The 21,815-nt window shown below is 28.5% G+C and carries 14 protein-coding genes and 1 pseudogene; 3 read left to right on the plus strand and 12 right to left on the minus strand.

Annotation, left to right across the window (positions count from 1 at the left end):
- Positions 1–10: 10 nt before the first annotated feature.
- A complete protein-coding gene (locus ACTG45_RS16880; protein ID WP_479917508.1) occupies positions 11–727 on the minus strand; it encodes a ribulose-phosphate 3-epimerase in 717 nt (238 codons plus the stop codon).
- A gap of 390 nt (positions 728–1,117) precedes the next feature.
- Here ACTG45_RS16880 and ACTG45_RS16885 point away from each other — a divergent pair, with 390 nt between their 5' ends.
- Entirely contained in the window at positions 1,118–2,335 is a 1,218-nt protein-coding gene (locus ACTG45_RS16885) for a 6-phosphofructokinase (protein WP_479917509.1), read from the plus strand.
- A gap of 198 nt (positions 2,336–2,533) precedes the next feature.
- Here the strand turns inward: ACTG45_RS16885 and ACTG45_RS16890 are convergent, their stop codons facing one another.
- The 3 genes and pseudogenes from ACTG45_RS16890 to ACTG45_RS16900 all read right to left on the minus strand — a co-directional run.
- Positions 2,534–3,709, minus strand: coding sequence for a macrolide family glycosyltransferase (locus ACTG45_RS16890; protein ID WP_479917510.1), 1,176 nt, complete (start codon positions 3,707–3,709; stop codon positions 2,534–2,536).
- Positions 3,710–3,742: 33 nt separating this feature from the next.
- Positions 3,743–3,958, minus strand: coding sequence for an AbrB/MazE/SpoVT family DNA-binding domain-containing protein (locus ACTG45_RS16895; RefSeq protein WP_479918803.1), 216 nt, complete (start codon positions 3,956–3,958; stop codon positions 3,743–3,745).
- Positions 3,959–3,985: 27 nt separating this feature from the next.
- Positions 3,986–4,177, minus strand: a pseudogene (locus ACTG45_RS16900) (helix-turn-helix transcriptional regulator); the annotation flags it as partial.
- A gap of 252 nt (positions 4,178–4,429) precedes the next feature.
- Between ACTG45_RS16900 and ACTG45_RS16905 the strand changes: the two are divergent.
- Entirely contained in the window at positions 4,430–5,755 is a 1,326-nt protein-coding gene (locus tag ACTG45_RS16905; protein ID WP_479919456.1) for a hypothetical protein, read from the plus strand.
- Between the two features lie 203 nt (positions 5,756–5,958).
- Here the strand turns inward: ACTG45_RS16905 and ACTG45_RS16910 are convergent, their stop codons facing one another.
- From ACTG45_RS16910 to ACTG45_RS16925, 4 genes are all read right to left on the minus strand, one after another.
- Positions 5,959–7,338: a M20 family metallopeptidase gene (locus ACTG45_RS16910; RefSeq protein WP_479919457.1), complete on the minus strand. Its 1,380-nt coding sequence runs from the start codon at positions 7,336–7,338 to the stop codon at positions 5,959–5,961.
- Between the two features lie 32 nt (positions 7,339–7,370).
- Positions 7,371–8,579, minus strand: a complete 1,209-nt coding sequence (locus ACTG45_RS16915) for a hypothetical protein (RefSeq protein ID WP_021386030.1) — start codon at positions 8,577–8,579, stop codon at positions 7,371–7,373.
- 1,390 nt (positions 8,580–9,969) lie between these two features.
- The gene (locus ACTG45_RS16920; protein ID WP_479919458.1) at positions 9,970–11,925 is read right to left on the minus strand and encodes an oxidoreductase; all 1,956 of its coding nucleotides are present in this window, start codon (positions 11,923–11,925) and stop codon (positions 9,970–9,972) included.
- A 19-nt stretch (positions 11,926–11,944) separates the two neighbouring features.
- Positions 11,945–13,201 carry an L-lactate MFS transporter gene (locus ACTG45_RS16925; protein WP_479919459.1) on the minus strand — a complete coding sequence of 419 codons (1,257 nt, stop codon included), beginning with the start codon at positions 13,199–13,201 and terminating at the stop codon, positions 11,945–11,947.
- A 188-nt stretch (positions 13,202–13,389) separates the two neighbouring features.
- On the opposite strand from ACTG45_RS16925, the gene ACTG45_RS16930 reads away from it, so the two are divergent.
- Positions 13,390–13,938 (plus strand): PadR family transcriptional regulator, encoded by a 549-nt coding sequence (locus ACTG45_RS16930; protein WP_021385958.1) that lies wholly within the window; start codon positions 13,390–13,392, stop codon positions 13,936–13,938.
- 451 nt (positions 13,939–14,389) lie between these two features.
- Here the strand turns inward: ACTG45_RS16930 and ACTG45_RS16935 are convergent, their stop codons facing one another.
- The 4 genes from ACTG45_RS16935 to ACTG45_RS16950 all read right to left on the minus strand — a co-directional run bounded on the left by ACTG45_RS16935 (position 14,390) and on the right by ACTG45_RS16950 (position 21,813).
- The gene (locus tag ACTG45_RS16935) at positions 14,390–15,817 is read right to left on the minus strand and encodes a 6-phospho-beta-glucosidase (RefSeq protein ID WP_479919460.1); all 1,428 of its coding nucleotides are present in this window, start codon (positions 15,815–15,817) and stop codon (positions 14,390–14,392) included.
- A gap of 79 nt (positions 15,818–15,896) precedes the next feature.
- Positions 15,897–17,825, minus strand: a complete 1,929-nt coding sequence (locus ACTG45_RS16940) for a beta-glucoside-specific PTS transporter subunit IIABC (RefSeq protein ID WP_479919461.1) — start codon at positions 17,823–17,825, stop codon at positions 15,897–15,899.
- A gap of 146 nt (positions 17,826–17,971) precedes the next feature.
- Positions 17,972–18,814, minus strand: coding sequence for a BglG family transcription antiterminator LicT (gene licT / locus ACTG45_RS16945; protein WP_479917520.1), 843 nt, complete (start codon positions 18,812–18,814; stop codon positions 17,972–17,974).
- Positions 18,815–19,311: 497 nt separating this feature from the next.
- Entirely contained in the window at positions 19,312–21,813 is a 2,502-nt protein-coding gene (locus ACTG45_RS16950) for an ABC transporter permease (protein WP_479919462.1), read from the minus strand.
- Between the last annotated feature and the right edge of the window lie 2 nt (positions 21,814–21,815).

The raw sequence follows: 21,815 nt of genomic DNA on the forward strand, positions 1-21,815 counted from the left end.
TTTATTTACCTTATTCTAAACCAAATTTTGCAGTTGCTTCATCTATAGCTTTTCTACAATTCTTAACACCTGCTGTTATACCATCTTTATCTTTGAATATTGCTGAAGATAATATTACAATATCTGGATTACACTCTATTAATGGTTCCATATTATCTGCTCTTAATCCACCATCTATTGCCAACTCACATTTAGGATTCTTTTCGTCTATCATTTTTCTAGCTCTCTTAACTAAATCAACAGAACTCTTTCTCCATCCCCAGTTATCTTTTCCATCTGTTTCATCAACACCATGAACAACTATTTGTAATCTATCTATATCATATATAGCTTCATCAACAAAACATAATGGTGTGTAACATCCAACTGTTAATCCTACTTTCATACCAAATTCTCTACAGTAATTTATTATGTATGCAAGAGGAGCTCCTAAGAATTGCTCAGCTGGTATTATTAACATATTGCACCCTGCCGCCGCTATTTTTTCTATAAATAATCTATCACAATCTCTTGTGTATATATGACATTCTATTGGCTTATCTGTTACTGGTCTTATTGCTTCTATTATTTGATGCCCACCCATAAGTTGCATATTTTTTAAGTCATGCATATCTGCTGCATCTGAATGTACGTAGTCTACGCCAGCATCCATTGCTTCCTTAACTACTGCTGATATGTGCCCATAATTTACATGTGCTAATCCTGCTGCTATTTTTATGTGTTTCATATTTATGTACCTCCATATTTTACTTTAATTAGTATTAGATATTAGTTTTTGATACTTTTTAACGTATTATTACTTTTATTGATGTCTGTATTTCTTGTATGAACTTATTCTGCTTTTGTGAACTTATTTTGCTTTGTAAATTAATATTACACTGATATAATTCTTTTCACAACAGTTTTACTACTCCTTAAAATTACCTTTATATTGTGGTAAATTATAGACATTAATTATGTATAAAAGTTAGTTTTTTACCACATTCTTATGGCATTTATTGTCTATACTAGGTCAATTGATATCACTAGTTCACTTAATATATAATCAGACTATAAATACAAATTTGCTTAATAAAAAGCATCATTCATAATAATATTAATAAAGGGGAGATGTAAAATGAGAAACTGTATTATTGCTCAATCTGGAGGCCCTACAGCTGTTATCAATGCTTCTGCCATTGGTATTTATGAAAAGAACTTAGAAACTAAATACTTTTATAAAGTGTATTTTGGTATCAATGGAATCGAAGGTATATTAAATAAGAATATAGTAGATTCAGAATGTTTAAATAAGGAAGACGTACTAAATTTAAAACAAACCCCCTCTTCTGGTCTTGGTTCATGTAGGTATAAGCTAGCTGATTATAAAATAAATTCTTATGATTATGACAGAGTTATAAATATACTAGATGAGTATGAAATAGATACATTATTTTACATAGGTGGAAACGACTCTATGGACACAGTCATGAAATTTTCTCAATACTGTAAAAACACTACTTGTAAAATAAAGTTTATAGGAATTCCCAAAACAATAGATAATGATTTATTGGGAACTGATAACTGTCCTGGATTTGGTTCCGCTGCAAAGCTTATTTCTACACTAATAATGGAAACTTACTTAGATTTTTCTATATATAAAAATAATGGAATATTCATACTTGAAACTATGGGTAGAGATACTGGCTGGTTAGCCGCTTCTTCTGCACTGGCTAGACTCAATGACGACAATCCACTAGTTGATTTAATATACCTTCCAGAAATTGAATTCTATGAAGATAAGTTTGTAGAAGATGTTAGAAGAGTATTTAAAGAAAAAAATAAGGTTTATATAGTTGCATCAGAAGGTATAAGAGATAAATATGGAAACTTTATATGTGAGCAAAAAACTTCTACTCATGATAAATTTGGTCATTCTCAATTAGGTGGAGTAAGTAACTATCTAAAGGACCTTATAGTATCATCATCAATTACAACAAGAGTAAAAACTTTAGAACTTGGCGTAATACAAAGATGTGCTATACATTTAGCTGCAGATACTGACTTAAGACAAGCTGCTGAAGTTGGTGCACATGGATTAGAACTTTCTCAAAAAGGATATACAGGTGTTATGGCTACTATTAATAGAATAAGTAATACTCCTTATAAGTATGAAGTTAATCATACTGATATTTCTAAAATAGCTAATAAGACAAAGTATTTCCCTATAGAGTGGATAAATAAAGAATGTAATCATGTGACTGATGATGCTTTAGATTACCTATCTCCACTTATTCAAGGTAACCCAGATATCAAATATAAAAATGGACTACCTTCTTTCTCAGTACTTTACTAAACAATCGTCAAGATGTGGAATATATTCAATAGACTCACATTTGAATACACAAGGGACTGTCACGCTAACAATTATAAATCGTTATTTGACAGCCCCTCCATGGATTTCAATGGTAGATACAATTCCAAGGAATAGTATCCTCAATTAAATTTCGACAAAATTTTTCTAACATTCTTAATCAACTCACTATACTTTAATTTATCTACTATCATGTATAACCTGTAATATTATATCAGCTGCTTTTTTTGAACCTCCTGCATCATAAAAGCTTTTTGAGAGTCTATTTGCATTTTGTTTGTATTCACTGTCATTCATAACTTGAAATACTGCATCCTTAATATATTCTGTATTATTTTCTTTTAACATAAGTCCTGCCCCCAAATCAGCAACTCTATTAGCTACCATTCTCTGCTCTGAATGTTGTGGAAATAATACCATGGGTACTCCATAATATAAACTTTCATTAACACTATTCATTCCACAATGAGTAATAAACACATCAGCTTCTTGGAGTATGATAATCTGTTCAACACTATTTTCAACCTTAAAATTATTTGGTATATGTCCTAAATTTTTAATATCAGTATTTCGACCCACAGACATAATTACATCAACATCATAATCTTTAAATGCACTTATACAGTTTTCATAGAATTCAATATTTTTATTATTAATTGTACCAAGTGAAATATATATTAGTTTTTTCTTTCTCTCTTTAGATTCGACAATCACCTTTGATATTGATGGTCCTACAAAAGAATACTTACTAGAAAAAGTTTCTACCCTCGGTTGAAATTCTTTTGATGTATATACAATAGTATTCACATCGTTATCATTAGAAACTATAGAAATAAAATTTTTTACCTTATATCCTTTTTTTCGTAAGAGCTTTACTTTTTTATTAATGCGTCGCATACCAAAAATCATACGAATAATTTCACTAAAACTTTGCTTCATCATTTTTGCTGTATATTTATTAATTGCAAAAGTTGTTGTAGAGCATATATATGGAATATTAAGTTTTTGTGCAAATAACTTTCCCCAAAAACTTAATGAATCTGATACAATACAATCTGGATTAAAATCTTTAAGTTCTGTACAAACTTTTACATCAAAAGATATCGTAGTATCTACAATCATCTCAATTAATCCAGCAAAATCCTTGCCTATTTTGCTCTCATCTCCAGGGTGTAATTCTGGAAGATACTTATCACAGCAAATAAATTTTGCTCCCGCACCCTCAATTTTATCTTTGAATTCTTTAAAAGAATAATACCATACTTCATTACCTCTACTTACCAATTCACGAACTACTTCAATCGTAGGATTAGTATGACCATATGCTGGAATACTGAAAAAGACTACTTTACTCATATTTTAATCCTCCTTTTACAATCTCTCTAGAACTCACTCTTCTTTACTTACCACTCCTATACTACCTACAAAATTTATCAAATCACGTTGATGAACAATTCCTAATCCTCTATCTTCATCTCCAAGTATCAATAATTTATCTCCTGCATTTATATTAAATATATCTCTGGCTTCTTTTGGAATAACAATCTGACCACGTTCACCAACTATGACAGTTCCAAAGAAAAATTTTCCTTTAGGTGGTACTATAATACCTGTTTTTTCTTCCGAATGATTAACTAAGTCATCTAGTTTGACATTGTACAATTTTGTAAGTTTAATGCAACTATCTATATCTGGAGTAGATTCTCCACTTTCCCATTTTGCTACTGATTGCCTAGAGACATCAAGCTTTTCAGCTATCTCTTCTTGTGTGTACTGGTGTATTTTTCTTAGTCTTTTCAAATTCGTATTAATCATATTTTTCATACCTCCTATATTTATAGTATTGGATTTATCACCTAAATTCTATCACCTAATCTTAACATTAATGTGTATACTTATATACATTTAGCTAACATATCTTCTTAAATTATAATTAGTTAGACAATAAATATTTAGTCATGCTATTATTATGTATAATAGTAAAGAGAGAAATAGTTTTATCATGACTAGAAAAAGTAAAAATTATATAGAAGATTTAATATGAAATAATTATACTAATTGAAAAGGAAGTAATATATGAAAATAGCAATCATAACAACAGAATTTTTAAAAGATTTTGTAGAGAATTCTATAAAAAAGTTAAATATTAATGCAGAAATTGAAATATATATTTATAAAGATTTTTCTCATGTTGGAGATTTGTATCTAGAAATCGAAGATAAATTTGATGGATTTGCAGTTAGTGGTCCTATTCCTAAGGAAGCTATTACAAAAAAGGCTGGGACTATAAAAAAACCTTTAGTTGATTTTGGTACTGATTTACAAAGTTACTATGATATGTTTCTAAAGCTTATTTTCAAATATAATACATTAGATTTTTCTAGAGCATACTTTGACCTAATGGATTGGGCAGATAATCCAAAGGACATCTCATATTATTTATCAAATGGTACATTTGGAGACTTAATGAATAGTATTAATAGAAATGCGTCTAAAATGAGTTTATCTGATATAGCAAAACTCGAAAAAAATATTGCAAAAAAACATATTAATTTATGGAATGAAGGTAAAATTGATTTTTCTACTACTCGTTTCAGTAGTATTGTTCCTATGTTACAAGATGCAGGAGTAAATTTTCATTTCATATACCCTGATATAGGTTTATTAAAAAGTACTTTTAACAACTTAATAAAAGATATTCATTTACATAGAATGAAGGGAAATCAACCAAGTGTAATATATATCACAGTTAAAGATACAAATTATGATGATTATACTCTAGACCAAGTTTATAAAATATTAAATAGTATAAAAAAAGATAAATTAACCGATTTTATAATTGAAAAAAATAGTAATTCTTTTAAAATCTTCACTAAATGTGAAACTATTAAATCATTAACTAAAAATTTTACTACGTGTTATATAAAAGAATCTATTGAAAATAGTATTGATATTAAGGTATGTGTTGGATATGGAATCGGTAATGATATAAAACAAGCTATGTCTAGTGCAATAAGTGCTAATAAGGAGTCTAAAATAAACCCTTTAAACTACAGTTTCTTAGTTAATGAAAATTATGAGACAGTAGGGCCTTTATTATCTGATAAGCTACTTACTGTTTCAAATAAAGTGACTCCACACATAAATACAATTGCTAAAAATTCTAAACTTTCTACTCTTACTATTCAAAAGATTATATCCGTTACTGAAATCCTACAAAGAGATGAAGTTACTCCTAAGGAATTATCTTCTTGTTTAAATGTAACAGTAAGAACTGCCAATAGATTTCTAAGTAGTCTATTAAAGTCTGGAAATGCTACTATATTATATGAAAAACAAAACTCAACAAAAGGTAGACCTGAAAGGGTATACAAATTATTTATATCAGAAAATGAGTATTAAAATATAGAATGCATAAAAATATTTTATATTTGAATGATAAATAAAATTATATAATTTTTTAAAAGGTATATCTTAAAAACACAAATATAAGATATACCTTTTGTAGTATTTATAATCAAACAACCAACAAAATTTCACGTTTTTTATAAGTATATAAACTAGTATAAAAATTATAATTCTATATTTTGAACTTTACATCTCTTTTAAGGAGTCGGAATACCCTCTGGAATAGGGCATTTGTATGTTCTTCCATTTATAGATTTATCAAATTCTTCTTTTGCTTTTTTAGCTATTTCTGGATTGTTTAATATTTTAGCTCCAAACATAGCCATAATTTTCGCTGCATATATCATACCTTTTTCTCCTATAGAACTTCCTGCACAGGATGTAAACTGCCAACTATGACCTGGTGCACCTAGATTTGTACATCCTGTAAAAAAGTATGCTGTTGGAACTATATGCATTACATCTCCAATATCAGTAGAGCCATAACTATTAAAGTTTGTAACATTTCCTCCACCATAATATAGATGAGTTCCTTCTGGTAAATTATATTTACTTATCATAGCCTTATATTGTTGTGGGCTTTGTCTATCTAACTCAGCTGCAAAATCCAATTCCTCTTGAGTCCAAGGCTCTTGTTTAATATCATTCATACATTCTGATACAAGATTTGCTAAAACATGATTGTTTAAAGTATTATAGCATCCTCCTAAAAACTCTACTTCAACCTCAGTTTCAGTCATCATTGCAGCTCCTTTTGCTACTTTTATAAGTCTTTCATATGTACTTTCTACAGCTTCTCTACTTAAGGCTCTTGTATAATACCATACTGATGCTTTATCAGGAACTATGTTAGGTGCTACTCCTCCATCTGTAATAGTATAGTGAATTCTTACATCAGAAGTAACATGCTCTCTCAAATAATTAGCTCCTACATTAGTAAGTTCTACAGCATCTAAAGCACTTCTTCCATTTTGAGGATCTGACCCTGCATGTGCAGTTTTTCCCTTAAAATGAAATTTTACAGAGTTAACAGCTGTTGATATACCAACCGTAGCTTCACTAATTTTATTTGGATGGAAATTTATAGCTAAGTCTAGACCTTCAAATGCACCTCCTCTAGCCATAAATCCTTTTCCTGTTAATTGTTCTTCTCCTGGACATGCATAAAATACTATAGTTCCACTTAAATTCTTTTCTATCATTTCTCTTTTAAGTCCTACTACTGCTCCTACATGTGCAGTACATAATAAATTATGCCCACATCCATGACCATAAGCTCCCAGTTCAAATGCTTCTTGCTTTGTTGAAACTTTTTGATTTAAACCAGGTAATGCATCAAACTCTCCCATAAAACCTATAACTGGTTTGCCTGAACCAAAACTAGCTTTAATAGCTGTAGCTAAGCCTCCCACCCCTACTTCCACATCAAACCCTTCACTTTTTAGAAAATTTGCTGTATTTTCACATGCTTTGAACTCTTTAAATGCCTTTTCTGGATTTTTCCATATCTTCTTACTCAAATCATCAAGTTTAAATCTTTTTTCCTCTATCTCACTTATAGATATACTTCCTATCATTATTTCATACCCCCTATAAATCTATTTTAATATTAACCAAATATAAGTGGACCTATTATACTAGCAAATGCCACTGAGGCAATAGTAACTGTAACAAATCCCCCTATAATCATCTTTGGCAATAAATAATCTGTTGCCCTTTGTTTTTCTTCTAAAGTGCCTTCCATAGCATCAATACCTTCATTAGAAATTATCTGTGTTGCTGGATAAGCAAGCATACAAGTTACACCAATTGCAGCTGACATTCTTGGAGAATATCCTAATAATTTTCCTACGATTGCAGTAAAGAGTATGATAAATACAGCTCCTACAACAAGTATTCCTACAGTTGGAACAATCATTGAAAACAATGCAGTTGGAGTTACCTTAGCAAGTCCTCCAGGTAACATTAACATACAACCAAACATTATAATCCCATTAGATTGAGATTTATCTAAAATTCCCTTTTCTAAAAATCCTATTCTTGTAAAAATTAATCCCACTAACAAACATGCTATATTGGGATTTAAATAATAGTTTGCAGGAGTAAAACCTGGTATTATAGTAGCCAATCCTACAAAGTTACCAATCATAGCAACAAATGAAAGTTTTGCAAGATATACTAAAGTAGACGATTTTTTACCTGATTCTTCTTTAAAAATCCTCATACTTGGAAGCTTAAAATCACTTTTTGATTCATCTTTTAAGAAATCTCCTTTATCTCTTTTAAATTTTAGTTCTTTATTTATACAATATGTAGTTATTGGAATACCAAAGAATTTTTGAAATGATAATACTAGAATTACAAATGCTGCAAGTTCAGGTCTATTTGCTGCTTCTGCAACAGTTGTTACAATAATACCAGCAACAGTAGAACCTGCTATTGGAGGTGCTGCTATTAAAGCATACTCTCTACCAAATAACATACTACCCACTGTTAAACAGCCAACCCCTATTCCTACAATACCTACTAATGCAATTACAACCGTTTTCCATTCATGACATAAGTCTTCAAGATTTATAAGTGTCCCTAGGTTAGTTATTAATAAAGCTATACCAAAGTTACTCATTGCAGCTAATATGCCTGATGCTCCTGTAATGTCTTTTGGTAGAATATTTGTCCAAAATCCTATTAAAAATATAATACATACAAATAGCAATGTTGAAATTGCACCTTTTGTTTTCTTAGATAAAAACTCACTAAAAGCATAAATCATTACACATACAGTAAAGCAAGTAAGTGGATTCCAAAAATTTTCCATTGTTGTTTCCTCCTGAATATAATAATTTTTTATCAATAAAACAATAATTATAAAATGTATATACTGTAGTTATTTTAACTACAAATAGTACAGCTTGATATTTCTCGTTTTTTATACGTCTCAAATTATTCTTAAAATACTTAAATAAAGACAACTAGAGTTAACTTTTAAATATTAACCATATTTATTAATTTGCTAGATTTCTTTTAAGTGTTTCGCTTTCTTCATCACTATTTATTAATTTACTAGACTTCTTTTAAGTATTTAACTTTCTGCATCATTGTATAAATACAGAATTATACTACAATCAGCTTCAATTTTAATATACATGTTAGAATACTTATATTAATTTAAATATTGAATATGTAATTTACGTTGTATATACGTCTCAAATTATTCCTAAAATATCTAATATAAATTAATAACATGTACATCATCACAGTTAAAACATATATTATTTCAATTCTTAAATTTAAGCCTTCCTTTTGGTGCAAATTCTATCTGCTAGTACATCCCCCCCCTCATTTATAAATTAGACTATCTCTAGAGACTTTAGAAATCATATGTCCAAAAACAAAAATTATTTATCATATTAAATCAATGATGAACTATATAGACATAGTAGTCCTAAATTATTCTTAAAATAAAAATAAAAAAATTTATTAAGTTCTAAAGTCACTAGTTTTTATTTTGTCAAACTATTCTTGATATAAATTATAATTTCAAACGTTACTTTTGTCAATATATTCTGACAATAAATCGTAAATTTATAGTTTTATATAGTAAATAAATCATATTATGAACGTGTACATCTCTTTACTTAAACAAAACCATAAAAGTGTCCCTATCTTTTATTGCCATAATATTTAATACTTTAATTATCACAATTCATCATATTTTAAACGAATATGATATCTATAAGAGTGAATACTTTTACTATACATAAAAAATGTGTACCTCCAGTTATAGTAATTATATTTAATCTCTAACTCATTAGGATTCTTATAATCACCATTTGGAAAAATCCTTGACTAATCTATAGATATTCTCAATGCACTAAAGCCCACTTCTTTAAATAAAGCTATCTCTTCTTTATATCTATTATAAAAAGCAATTCCACTATAAAATTCACATATTAAATTGATACTATTAAATGTTATATTATAGTCACTATGTAAATCCTTTGCCTATCTTATTTTAAGAATAATATCTAAAATTCCTAATTACCGAAAAAATTAGTATTATTTTCAATACAAATTTTACTTTTTTCATAGAAAATCATATTCACAATTATTAATTTGTTAAAAAAAGAGTATAGATAGATTTATTTTCACAAAAATCTACCTATACCCACTATTCAAACTTTATTATTTTATAAACTTCACATATATTATATATCAAGTGCTGCATGATATCCTTGATATACTGCAGTTGTTATAGTAGATGGACGTACACAGTCACCTATTTGTGCCACATGTGGAGCACAATCTATTAACTCATCTACTATATTTCGATTAGCTCTTTGACCAAGTGCACATATAACATGTGTTCCTGAAACTAAAATTTCATTACCATCTTTATCAGCACAAAGAACACCCTTCTCTGATACTTTTAATCCTTTAAACTCTGTATGTACTTTAATATCTTGTTTCTCTATTTCACTTAAAAGTATTGGACGATGTCTTATATTTGCATCTGGAGCAAGTTCTCCTCTCATTTCTACTAGATGAACCTTCTTACCTTCTTTCGATAAATGTATTGCTGTTTCACATCCAGCAAGACCTCCACCAAGTACTATTATTTCTTTTGCAGTTTCTACTTTATCTTTTTCTAGATAATAATTATTTACAACTACTACATTATCACCATCAAGTCCTGGAATTGGTGGAACTAAAGGAGACGAACCTACTGCTATTATTAAGGCGTCCACATTTTCTTTTTCTACATACTCTTTAGTAACTTCTGTATTTAAACGAATCTCTACACCTTCATCTTTTGCTAATTTGCTAAAAGTATTTCCAAGTTCATACATTTCGTATTTAAATGGTATAGCTTTTTCTCCTTTTAATATTCCACCTAATGCATCTGATTTTTCGCAAAGTATTACTTTATGACCACGTTGTGCTGCTGTTATTGCTGCTTTTAATCCACCTGGCCCTCCACCTGCTACTAAAACTTTTTTAGGTTTTAATACTGGAGTTATTTCCATACCTTCTATTTCACGACCTATAAGTGGATTTACTGTACATCTTCTAGTGGAAGTTGCAGCTCTTTCAGCCATACAAGTGAAACATCTTAAACACTTAACTATATCTTCATCTCTATTTGACATTACCTTTCTTGGAAGTTCATGGTCTGCCAATAATGCTCTTGCCATTTCAACTACATCAGCTTTTCCACTTGCTATTATCTCTTCCATTTGAGATGGGTCATTTAATCCACCAAGAGTTGCAACTGGTACACTTACATGTTTTTTGATTTCTGATGCAAGATAAACATTACAGCCATGAGGTACAAACATAGATGGATGTGTTATTCCAAATCCTCTTTGATATGTTCCTGCTGAAACATGAAGTAAGTCAATTCTTGACTCTAATAACTTAGATATTTCAATACCCTCATCTAAATCATATCCACCTTCAAATAATTCAGAACCACTTAATCTAAATTCTATTGGGAACCCTGGACCTACAGCTTTACGAACACTATCTAATACTTCTTGTGCAAAACGTACTCTATTTTCTAAAGTACCTCCATATTTATCAGTTCTTTTATTAAAGTATGGTGATAAGAATTGATTGATTAACCATCCATGTCCTCCATGAACCATTATCATTTCAAATCCAGCTCTTTTAGCAAGACCTGCAACTTCACCATAAGATTTTACTATATCATCAATTAATTCTTGAGTTAATTCCTTTATTTCTAGACCATCAGCCCTTATACTTGGACTTACTCCATATTGTGACAAACCTTGCTTTTTATTTTTATCCACTAGGTAAGTCCCCGCATATTGACCAGAATGTGATAGTTCTACACTTGGTATTGCTCCATGGCGTCTTATAGCATCTGCTGTATATGTAAAACTAGCTAAAGAATCAACTATTTTTAAATCTAAATGATACGCATGTGAACCATCAGTTTCTGGATGAACCATGCACTCACTTATAGTTACAGCTCCAGCTCCACCCTTTGCTCTTAATTCATAAAATGCTGTTGACTTTGGTCCTATTGTACAATCAGCTGTTATATCTGTTCCACCCATTGGTGCAGAAAACATTCTATTTCTGAATACTACATTTCCTATTTGAATTGGCTTACATAAATTTGGATATTTTCTTTTCATAATATTATTTCCCCCCATATTAACTTATTTTTTTACTTTGATATTTTGATACTTCTTTATTATTTACAAATCTATAAACAAATGTTAATCCTAATCCTATTATTGCCATAACAATTCCTATTGTGAATGCTCTTGTATAATTACCATCTACTGCATAAACATTTTTCATTACTGTAGGTCCAATGTATCCTGCAAATGCAAATCCTATAAACATGATTCCATAATTAACACTATTATTTTTAGGACCAAACTGATCTACTGTAAATCCTGGGAATACACCCATAAATGACCCAAAACATACTCCTATAATAGAAATCCCTATGTAAAACTTCACTACATCTCCTTGTACTGAAGTTGATAGACATAATAAACCTACAATTGAAATTAGAAATGCCATTGATAAAGTATTTATTCTACCTATCTTATCTGATATATAACCTGCTACAATACGACCTGCTGTATTGAATAAAGCTAAAATAGAAACTGCCATCGCAGCTGTTGCTGATGTCATTCCTATCATATTTTGTGCTAAAGCAGATGCCATTGATGTACACATCAATCCGTAAAACGCTCCACATGTTAATAAAATAATCATCACATAGAATATAGATGAAGAAAGCATTTCTCTCCAATCTTTATTTTTTAATTGTTTGCCTTTCATAACTGGTGGAGTCCATCCCTCTGGTGCAAAATCATCTGGACATTTTTCAATAAAAAATGATGCTCCACATACAATTATAAGAAATACAACTCCTATTGATTTAAATGCTATTGTAATACCAAAGCTAGTAGTTATGCTATTTGCTATTGGTGGTATAATTACAGAGCTAAATCCATAGGCGGCAGTTGTTACTCCCCCTACTAACCCACGTTTGTCTGGGAAAAATTTAACAGAGTTACTTATTGTACATCCATATACCATACCTACCCCAAGTCCTAGTATGATTCCATATGTTAAAATTAACATTGGTAAGCTTTTTGAAAATCCAGATAAAATCATTCCAATACCAAATATAAGACCACCTACAAAAATAACTTTTTTAGGCCCAAACTTATCATTTATTCTTCCTCCAGTAATCATAGTTATAGGTCCAACAGAATTAGTAACCGTGAATACTATTGCTAAAGTTCCTGCAGTAAATACTGTTCCATTAATTCCACTTAAGTATTCTGCCATAGGTGTAGCAAATACACTCCATGCATAGATTGACCCAATGCACAAATTAATAAAACAACTTGCGATTAATATAATCCATCTTTTTTTAGTATAGTTCATTATCTTTTCCCCTCCAAATAATTCAATCTATTCCTTTTATTTAGGTTAATATTATCATAATAATGTTTTCATGTAAATACAAACATGTAATAAATTACATGTTTGTATTTACATTTTTTTATTTAATCTATTTTTTTATAAATAATGATATAATAGACTTATTGATAATAAAACTAAAGAGGTGAAACATGGGAACCCTTAAATATGCAATATTAGGACTATTAAATAGAAAACCTATGACAGGATATGATTTAAGTAAAGAGTTTAATTTTCAACTAAATGAATTTTGGAGTGCAAAACATAGCCAAATTTATCCAGAACTAAAAAAATTAACTAATGAAGATTTGATAGTTCATGAAGTTGAAATTAGTGGTGATGTATTAGAAAAAAAAGTTTACTACATAACAGAAAAAGGAAAAGATGAATTTTTAATTTGGTTATCTAAAGATATTCCAATGGAACCTACTCCTAAAAATAAGTTTCGCTTGAGAGTGTATTTTTATAATAATTTAGATTTAGAAAATCGAATTGCTTTACTTAAACACCAACTTGTTCAGCATAGTAAACGACTTGAATTCTTAATAAGTCAAAAAAATGCTTATACTGAAATTCCTGATTTTTATGATGATTATTTTGGTGATTATCTTGTATTAGATGGTGCCATTATAAGAGAAGAGGGTCAAATTAAATGGCTAAATAACTGTATAGATATTTGTTTAAATCAAAGTAAAAAATAAATGTTTTTAAAGAGCTATACAACATAAAAAAGATGATTTCCATTTTGAATAGGAGTCATCTTTTTTACTCTCAATGATTCCTTTAACTATTACAGTAATACATATACTAATCTATCTCATCTTTTAACTATTTAAAATTAGAGCATGATTTTATATTTAATTCATTCTTAAAGTTATAAAAACTACTACAGTTCATATTAAATCATCCACGCTATATTTATTTTATATGTAAAAATACCCTACAAAATAGACTTTTTAGGTATCTACTCTATAGGGTACATTTTAATTTAACTCTATTTTCATATCTTTTTATGGATATTAAATCGAATCTTCGTCACAATCAATCTAATATAATAATTATAAGTTATTTCTCCAATATCTTTTTGTGAGTTTAAATAGTCGATACAAGGATGAAAAATTATACCCACTATTAGTTTTATATTCTTTTTATTTAATATAAATCCTCACCATTTAAAGCAATTACTTTCTTATACCATTCAAAGCTTTTCTTTTTCGTTCTTCTTAAACTTCCATTACCACTATTATCTCTATCTACATATATAAACCCATAACGCTTTTCCATTTCACCCGTACCAGCACTTACCAAATCAATAGGTGCCCATGTAGTATAACCTAATAAATCTACACCATCTATATAAACTGCATCACGCATAGCTTTTATGTGTTCTCTTAAATAATCAATTCTGTAATCATCTTCTACATAACCATTTTCGTCAGCTATGTCTTTAGCACCCAATCCATTTTCTACAATAAATAGTGGTTTCTCATATCTATCATATACATGATTTAATGTAATTCTTAAACCTAATGGGTCAATTGGCCATCCCCATTGGCTATATGAAAGATATGGATTTTTAGCAGATGTAAATATATTTCCTTCAGCCACATCATCTGTATTTTCATCAGTTCTAACACAACGACTATTGTAATATGAAAATGAAATAAAATCTACTGTATATTTATTCAATAATTCAATATCAGCAGGTTCCATTTTTGGTGTAATACCTCTTTGTTCCATATACTTTAGTGCATAGTTAGGATATTTTCCTCTAGATTGTACATCTACAAAGAAATAATTTTCTCTATCTAACTTCGTAGCTTCCCATACATCATTAGGATTGCAACTATAAGGGTATACACTTCCAGCTGCAAACATACATCCAACTAAGTTATTTGCATCAACTTCATGTGCTATCTTAGTTGCAACTGCACTAGCTACAAGTTCATGATGAGCAGCTTGATATTTTATCTTTTCAACATCTTCGCCTTCTTCAAAATAAATACCAGCACCCATAAATGGAGCATGTAAAATCATATTTATTTCATTAAAAGTTAACCAATATTTCACTAATCCTTTATATCTTCTAAAGATAACATTACATAGTTTCTCATAGAAATCTATCATTTTACGATTACGCCATCCACCATACTTTTCAATTAAATACATTGGACAATCAAAGTGTGTAATAGTAACTAGTGGCTCTATCTCATATTTTTTACATTCTTTAAATATATTTTCATAAAATTGAAGTCCCTTTTCATTTGGTGTTTCTTCATCACCTTTTGGGAATATTCTGCTCCATGCGATACTCATTCTGTATACTTTAAATCCCATTTCGCCAAACAACTTTATATCTTCTTTATAATTATGATACATATCAATACCAGTTTGAGCTGGGTAGTAATGCTCATCGTCAAAATTAAGCATTTTTAATTTTCCTGTAATAACTGCCGTTCTATCTTTTCCTGTTGGGCATACATCTACATTTGCTAGACCTCTTCCATCTTCATTATATCCACCTTCACATTGATTAGCAGCAGTAGCTCCTCCCCAGAGAAAATCTTTTTTAAAACTCATAGTTAAGCCTCCTAAAATTACAACTAAAGCATTAACCTATGCGAATACTTTAGTCTTTTATTAATACTTTAATATTTTACTAAAATATAACTGTAATCAGATTATCTTCTAATTCAGTATTTTTACTTTCTGTTTCTACTACATCTAAAAACTGTGATGAATTTGTAATAACAACTGGAGTTACAACACTATATCCTGACTCTTTTATTACATTAATATCAAATTTTAGTATTGTTTGACCTTTTGTAATCCTGTCACCTTGTTTTATACATGCCTCAAAACCTCTTCCTTCTAACTGAATCGTATTTAATCCAATATGAATAAGTACTTCAACACCTTCATCTGAAAGAATTCCTATAGCATGTAAACTTGGAAATAAAGTTGTAACCACTCCATCTACTGGCGCAACTACTTTTCCATCACTAGGTATTATTGCCACACCTTGACCTAGTACACCAGATGCAAATGCCGCATCCTCTATATCACTTAATTTTAATACTTCTCCTTTTATAGGGCTTACTACTATTTCTTTTTCTAATTTAGCAGACTTAACTTCTTTTATTTCTTCTTTTACCTCATTTTCTATCTTTTTAGCTTCTTCTGTTTTCTCATCTTTATATAAAACCATAGTTAATACAAAAGCTACAATCATTGATATGGCTATACCAGAAATAGCTACTATTAAGTTGCCCATTCCTCCATCTGGCTCAATCATCGCTGGAAGTTCGAATATTCCCATACCTCCAGTTATAAACTTTCTAAGATTAAAGAATCCATAGAAAGCTCCTCCAATACCACTAGCAATACAACTTATTATAAATGGTTTCTTTAAAGGTAGTAATATTCCATAAATTGCTGGTTCTGTAACTCCAAATATACCAGATATAAAGTTTGGTATTGCCATCTCTCTTAATTTCTTATCTTTAGTCTTGAAAAATATCGCTAATACAACTGCTGAACTTGCAAATGTACAAGCAAAGAATGGCATCATAACATTATCGTATCCTAAAGTCATAACATTGTTTATATATACAGGAATAAATCCCCAGTGCATACCAAAAATAACAAGAATTTGCCAAGTAAATCCTACTATAGCACCTGCTAATAATGGACTAAAATCTCTTACTGAAAGTACAACTTGTGAAATAAGTGTAGAACCAAATGTTGCTATAGGACCTATAACTATAAGTGCAACAGGTAATGTAACTAATAATGTAAGCATTGGTACAAAGAAGAACTTAACTAAGTCTGGAATAAACTTATTAAATAATTTTTCACACCTAGATGCAAAATACACTATAAATATAATTGGTACAACTGTTCCAGTGTAATCCATTGATATTATTGGTAATCCAAGGAAATCAATATATACTGGTGATGCAAACATAGTCCCTTTAAATAAAGTATACATCGCATCTGTACCTGCTGATATACTGCTACCTTGTATAGCAGGATAACACATTGCAGCTCCTAGTGCTAATCCCAACATTGGTTTTAAACCAAATTTTTTAGCTGAAGTATATCCTAAAAATAAAGGAAGAAATGTAAACAATGCATCTCCTGTTGCATTTATTACCATATATATACCAGATACATCACTGTATAGTCCCATTGCTACAAATAGAGCATTAAAACCTTTTAACATACCACAGGCTGCCATTATTCCTAATACTGGCTGGAAAATTCCTGATATTATATCTATACATTTATCTAACATACTACCTGACTTTTTCATTTCTGAATTTGTACTTGAGTCATCTAAGTCAATTATTTCAACTACATCTTTATATACAGCTTCAACATGATTTCCTATAACTACTTGATATTGCCCTCCACTTTTCATTACAGTAACAATACCTTCCATATTTTTCAACACATCGTCATTTGCTACACTTTCATCTTTTAATGTAAAACGTAATCTCGTAATACAGTGTACTAATCCACTAATATTTTCTTTTCCTCCAACATTTTTTACTATGTCTTGTGCTAATTGTTTGTATTTTCCCATTTTCTCCTCCATATTTCGTTTAAATTAAATTTTTGAAATTTGAAGGTTTGGCCAACTCAATGTTACCATCCAACCATAGGTATATCTTTTTAGTATCACTCCTTTCAATGGCTATTCCTATATAAACTACTACAAGATTATTCAACTTATATTTTTGAATCTTTAACTACTTTAGCTAAATGTATAGTTAAATATATAAGTTCATCATCTGTTAATATGTAGTTATATTGTTTTTTAATAAAATTCTTAATCTTAATTACACATTCAAACTCTTTATTGTACTTAGACTTAATAATACTTAATAACTCTTTATCTGTCTCACCTTCATGTGCACTATTTAAAAGTAATCTCTGTGCAAAGAATTTCAGATGCATTATAAATCTATAATAAAATACTGATTCTTCATGAAATTCTATCCTAAAATGATATCTAACTATACTAAGTACTTCTTGTATTAGCTTTGTAATATCAGATGCCAAAGTATGACCTTCACTTAGCTGGGCATTTACTATATGAAAAGCTATAAATCCAGCTTCATCTTCGGGTAATTTTACACCTGTTTTGCTTTCGATAATGTCTAGTGCTTTCATCCCAATTTCAAACTCTTCTTTGTAAAATCTTTTAATTTCCCAAAGTATTGCATTTTTTACGTTTATTCCTTCTTTCATTCTTTGAATTGCAGAATATGTATGGTCACTTAGTGATATATAAATACTTTCATTTAAGTTCTTGTTTAACTTTGTCTGTGCATATTCTATAATTTCACTTGATAATTTCATGTGTTCTATAGGAATGTTATTAAGTAATTCTTGTAGCTTATTTGATATTTCTTTGTTTGATATTCTAAATACTTTGTTAACTTTAGTTTTATCTATTAGACTACCTTTTGATTTTTGATAACCAATGCCTTTGCCCATGACGATAATTTCTTCATCATTTTCATCTAATGTGATTACAACATTATTGTTTAATATCTTATTAATTATCATGATTATCCTCCTTTTAAGCATAAAAAAAGCTTATCCATAATAATGGGCATACTCCTTCCTAGGATACTGCTATTATTAATGAATAAGCTTAGCTTGTACTTAAACAATTACTACCTAATTCCAATTATTATGATAAAACATTAGACATATTTTGTCAACGTTTTCTATACATTTATTTAATCTTCTAAGTTAGTCAATTATAATTACTTCTGTGATATTAAATTAAAATAATTTATTCTTCATATCTTTATTATATTTTTAAAATCAAAACTATTAAATTATATGATTCACTTATTTCTCAATAAATTACGTATTATTGTCTATTTTAGATTATATTTCAATTTTTCTATCTAAGTTATTATCTATTTTTTTATTTTAGGTATTAAAATAACTCTTTGTAATAATTTTATCTATCACAGTATACCATTTTTATGATTTACAAATTCAATTACTAACTTCTTAGTTTGACTTAAAATCCACTTAAAGAATAAAAAAATTTATGAATCTAACTTAATATTTTTTTGAGTAAATATAAATATAAAACAATTTATACTCAATACTACTAGAAATTCTATTAAAATCAATAAACAGTTAATACTATACTCTCTCTGTAGCAAAGAAATCAACAAAAATCTGAAAGATTCATAAAAAACTGCTATAAGAATACTTTGTACAATTGATATAATTATCCTTTCTAATAATCCTATTTTTATTAATTTTTTCTTACTCATCCCTACCCTATACATAATTTGATAATCTGGTACTCTCTTTATAAAAATAATTATTTGTGATGTTAGTATTAGAAGTATGCTTGATAATGACACTGCAAATATAATATTCAAAAGTAGTGACTTTTGGTCATCAACATATGTTTTCATAGAATAAGCAAAATCGTCATAGTCTTCTAAATTAGCATCTTTATCATTATGTAATAATTTACTAAGTAAACTGTTATCTAGTTTTTCTTTAAAAATGTATATAACTGACTGATTTTTAGGTAAACCAAGGTTTTTGGGTGAAATATCTTTACTTGTATTTATATATCCTAAATCTATACCCTTGTTTAATGATTTTGGACTTAAAAAACCTATTACTTTAAAACTTATATTTTTTCCATTAATCTTTAATTGTACAGTATCTCCTAATTTATAATCTATTAAGTATCTATGCAGATAATTATTTATAATTATACTATTATCATTACTGTTTTCTTTAAACCAGCACCCATATTCTAAATCACTCTTCAGTGTTGCTTCTTTATCATCAAATAAATCAACATTTAAATTATTTAAATCATTTATTACATCTTCTCTACTCTCCTTTGGCATTTTACTTATATAATTATTAATAGAAATATTGTTTACTGACTCTATGTTATCTATTTTTATAGGATAATATTGAAAATAATCTAGATTATTTTCAATAAGTTCTTTATCAACAATTAATTTTCCCTCTAGTGTTGTTTGATATATAACTGAATTTTTTATATCATTACCGACTTCATAATTGCTAAACATAGCAAATGTTATTTCAGATATCACAAATAGCAACAAAACAAATATTATTGTTATCGTCAGTAAACTGGAACTAAAGGCATTCATTCTACAATCATTATTAAGATATATAAAAGTAATTGAGTATTTACCTTTAATAAATTTTTTAATTGTGCATACTATTTTTAATAATATATGTATCAAGCTATATACCAATAAGTTCAGTAGTATTACTCCTAAAATAAATAAAATACCTAGAAAGGACTTCACATATATTGTAAAAGAAATACTTGTTAAGAGTATTACAAGAATTATATCTGGAATAAGATTGAACTTATATGAAGATAATATATTATCATCTCTATTTATCCCTTCATAAGGTATATTTTTAACAAAGCTTATTGGAATTAATGAGAATATTGATGTTTCAATAATTATTATAATTATTGAAATAAAAATATTTTTAATAATACTCAAAATAGAGATATCTAATAAATTAATATGCTGTAAGTTAATATAAAATATACTTATAGGTAGTCCCAAAATAATACCTATTATAATCCCCTCTATAGTAAGTGACATAAGTTCAGTAAATACTAACAAAGATAAAGTTCTTTTTTTAATACCTAAAGCTTTAAAAGTTGAAAAATCATTTATTCGATTCAAAATAAATACAATAAATGTAGAACACAAACAAATTCCAGTAATTAGTAACGAAATAGCTCCAATTAAATTTATCGAATCTAATTGCATAGATATTCTCTTCATTATTGACTGCTCTAGTTCGTCAATTGTTCTAACTTCAAAATTATTTTTAAATTTACCTTTTATTTGATTTTTAATGTTTTTCACATTATCTTTGTTTATTACATTTACATAAGCTACATTATATTTAGTTTCATTAGGTAAATACACATAACTTTCTCCAACTACCTCTTGACCAACCTCTGCTTCTTTTTGAGCTGTACTTAATGAAAACCTTTTTGGTATTATATCAGTAATTTTGAAATATGTATCATCATAAACTGAAGAATGTAGTTTTAAAAACACTTTATCTCCTATATTTACGTTTAATTTATTCGCTATTTTTTGAGACAAAATTATATCGTTTTCATTTTTTAATTTTAAAGGTTTATTTTGCATTTTTATATTATTTACTACGGTAAGCTCAGTACTTTCAATCATAGCGTTTGACAATATATTTGTGTTCATACTATTTCCTAACTGAAAGTCAATATATTTTTTATTTTTTAATTCTTCTAATTTATCTATTTGTTTACTTGTAAAATAGTATTTATTATATTCTATGTTTTGTATCTTTATATCCCCACCATTTGTTATAAGCATATTTTTTTCAACTTCATTTGAATATGTATCAGTTAGCACTCTTGTAAAGAGTAATATGGCTGTGGCAAATACAATAGATACTATACAAGATAGTTTTAATAATTTATTATTTTTCAAACTATTTTTACTATATATTTTATAAACATTGTAAAATATCAATT

It is taken from the genome of Clostridioides sp. LIBA-7602 (assembly GCF_056688945.1).

What these genes read in the sequence shown, in the direction of transcription:
- ACTG45_RS16880 (WP_479917508.1), bottom strand. Translation starts at nt 727, where the DNA reads ATGAAACACATAAAAATAGCAGCAGGATTAGCACATGTAAATTATGGG.
- ACTG45_RS16885 (WP_479917509.1), top strand. Translation starts at nt 1,118, where the DNA reads ATGAGAAACTGTATTATTGCTCAATCTGGAGGCCCTACAGCTGTTATC.
- ACTG45_RS16890 (WP_479917510.1), bottom strand. Translation starts at nt 3,709, where the DNA reads ATGAGTAAAGTAGTCTTTTTCAGTATTCCAGCATATGGTCATACTAAT.
- ACTG45_RS16905 (WP_479919456.1), top strand. Translation starts at nt 4,430, where the DNA reads ATGAAAATAGCAATCATAACAACAGAATTTTTAAAAGATTTTGTAGAG.
- ACTG45_RS16910 (WP_479919457.1), bottom strand. Translation starts at nt 7,338, where the DNA reads ATGATAGGAAGTATATCTATAAGTGAGATAGAGGAAAAAAGATTTAAA.
- ACTG45_RS16915 (WP_021386030.1), bottom strand. Translation starts at nt 8,579, where the DNA reads ATGGAAAATTTTTGGAATCCACTTACTTGCTTTACTGTATGTGTAATG.
- ACTG45_RS16920 (WP_479919458.1), bottom strand. Translation starts at nt 11,925, where the DNA reads ATGAAAAGAAAATATCCAAATTTATGTAAGCCAATTCAAATAGGAAAT.
- ACTG45_RS16925 (WP_479919459.1), bottom strand. Translation starts at nt 13,201, where the DNA reads ATGAACTATACTAAAAAAAGATGGATTATATTAATCGCAAGTTGTTTT.
- ACTG45_RS16930 (WP_021385958.1), top strand. Translation starts at nt 13,390, where the DNA reads ATGGGAACCCTTAAATATGCAATATTAGGACTATTAAATAGAAAACCT.
- ACTG45_RS16935 (WP_479919460.1), bottom strand. Translation starts at nt 15,817, where the DNA reads ATGAGTTTTAAAAAAGATTTTCTCTGGGGAGGAGCTACTGCTGCTAAT.
- ACTG45_RS16940 (WP_479919461.1), bottom strand. Translation starts at nt 17,825, where the DNA reads ATGGGAAAATACAAACAATTAGCACAAGACATAGTAAAAAATGTTGGA.
- licT (WP_479917520.1), bottom strand. Translation starts at nt 18,814, where the DNA reads ATGATAATTAATAAGATATTAAACAATAATGTTGTAATCACATTAGAT.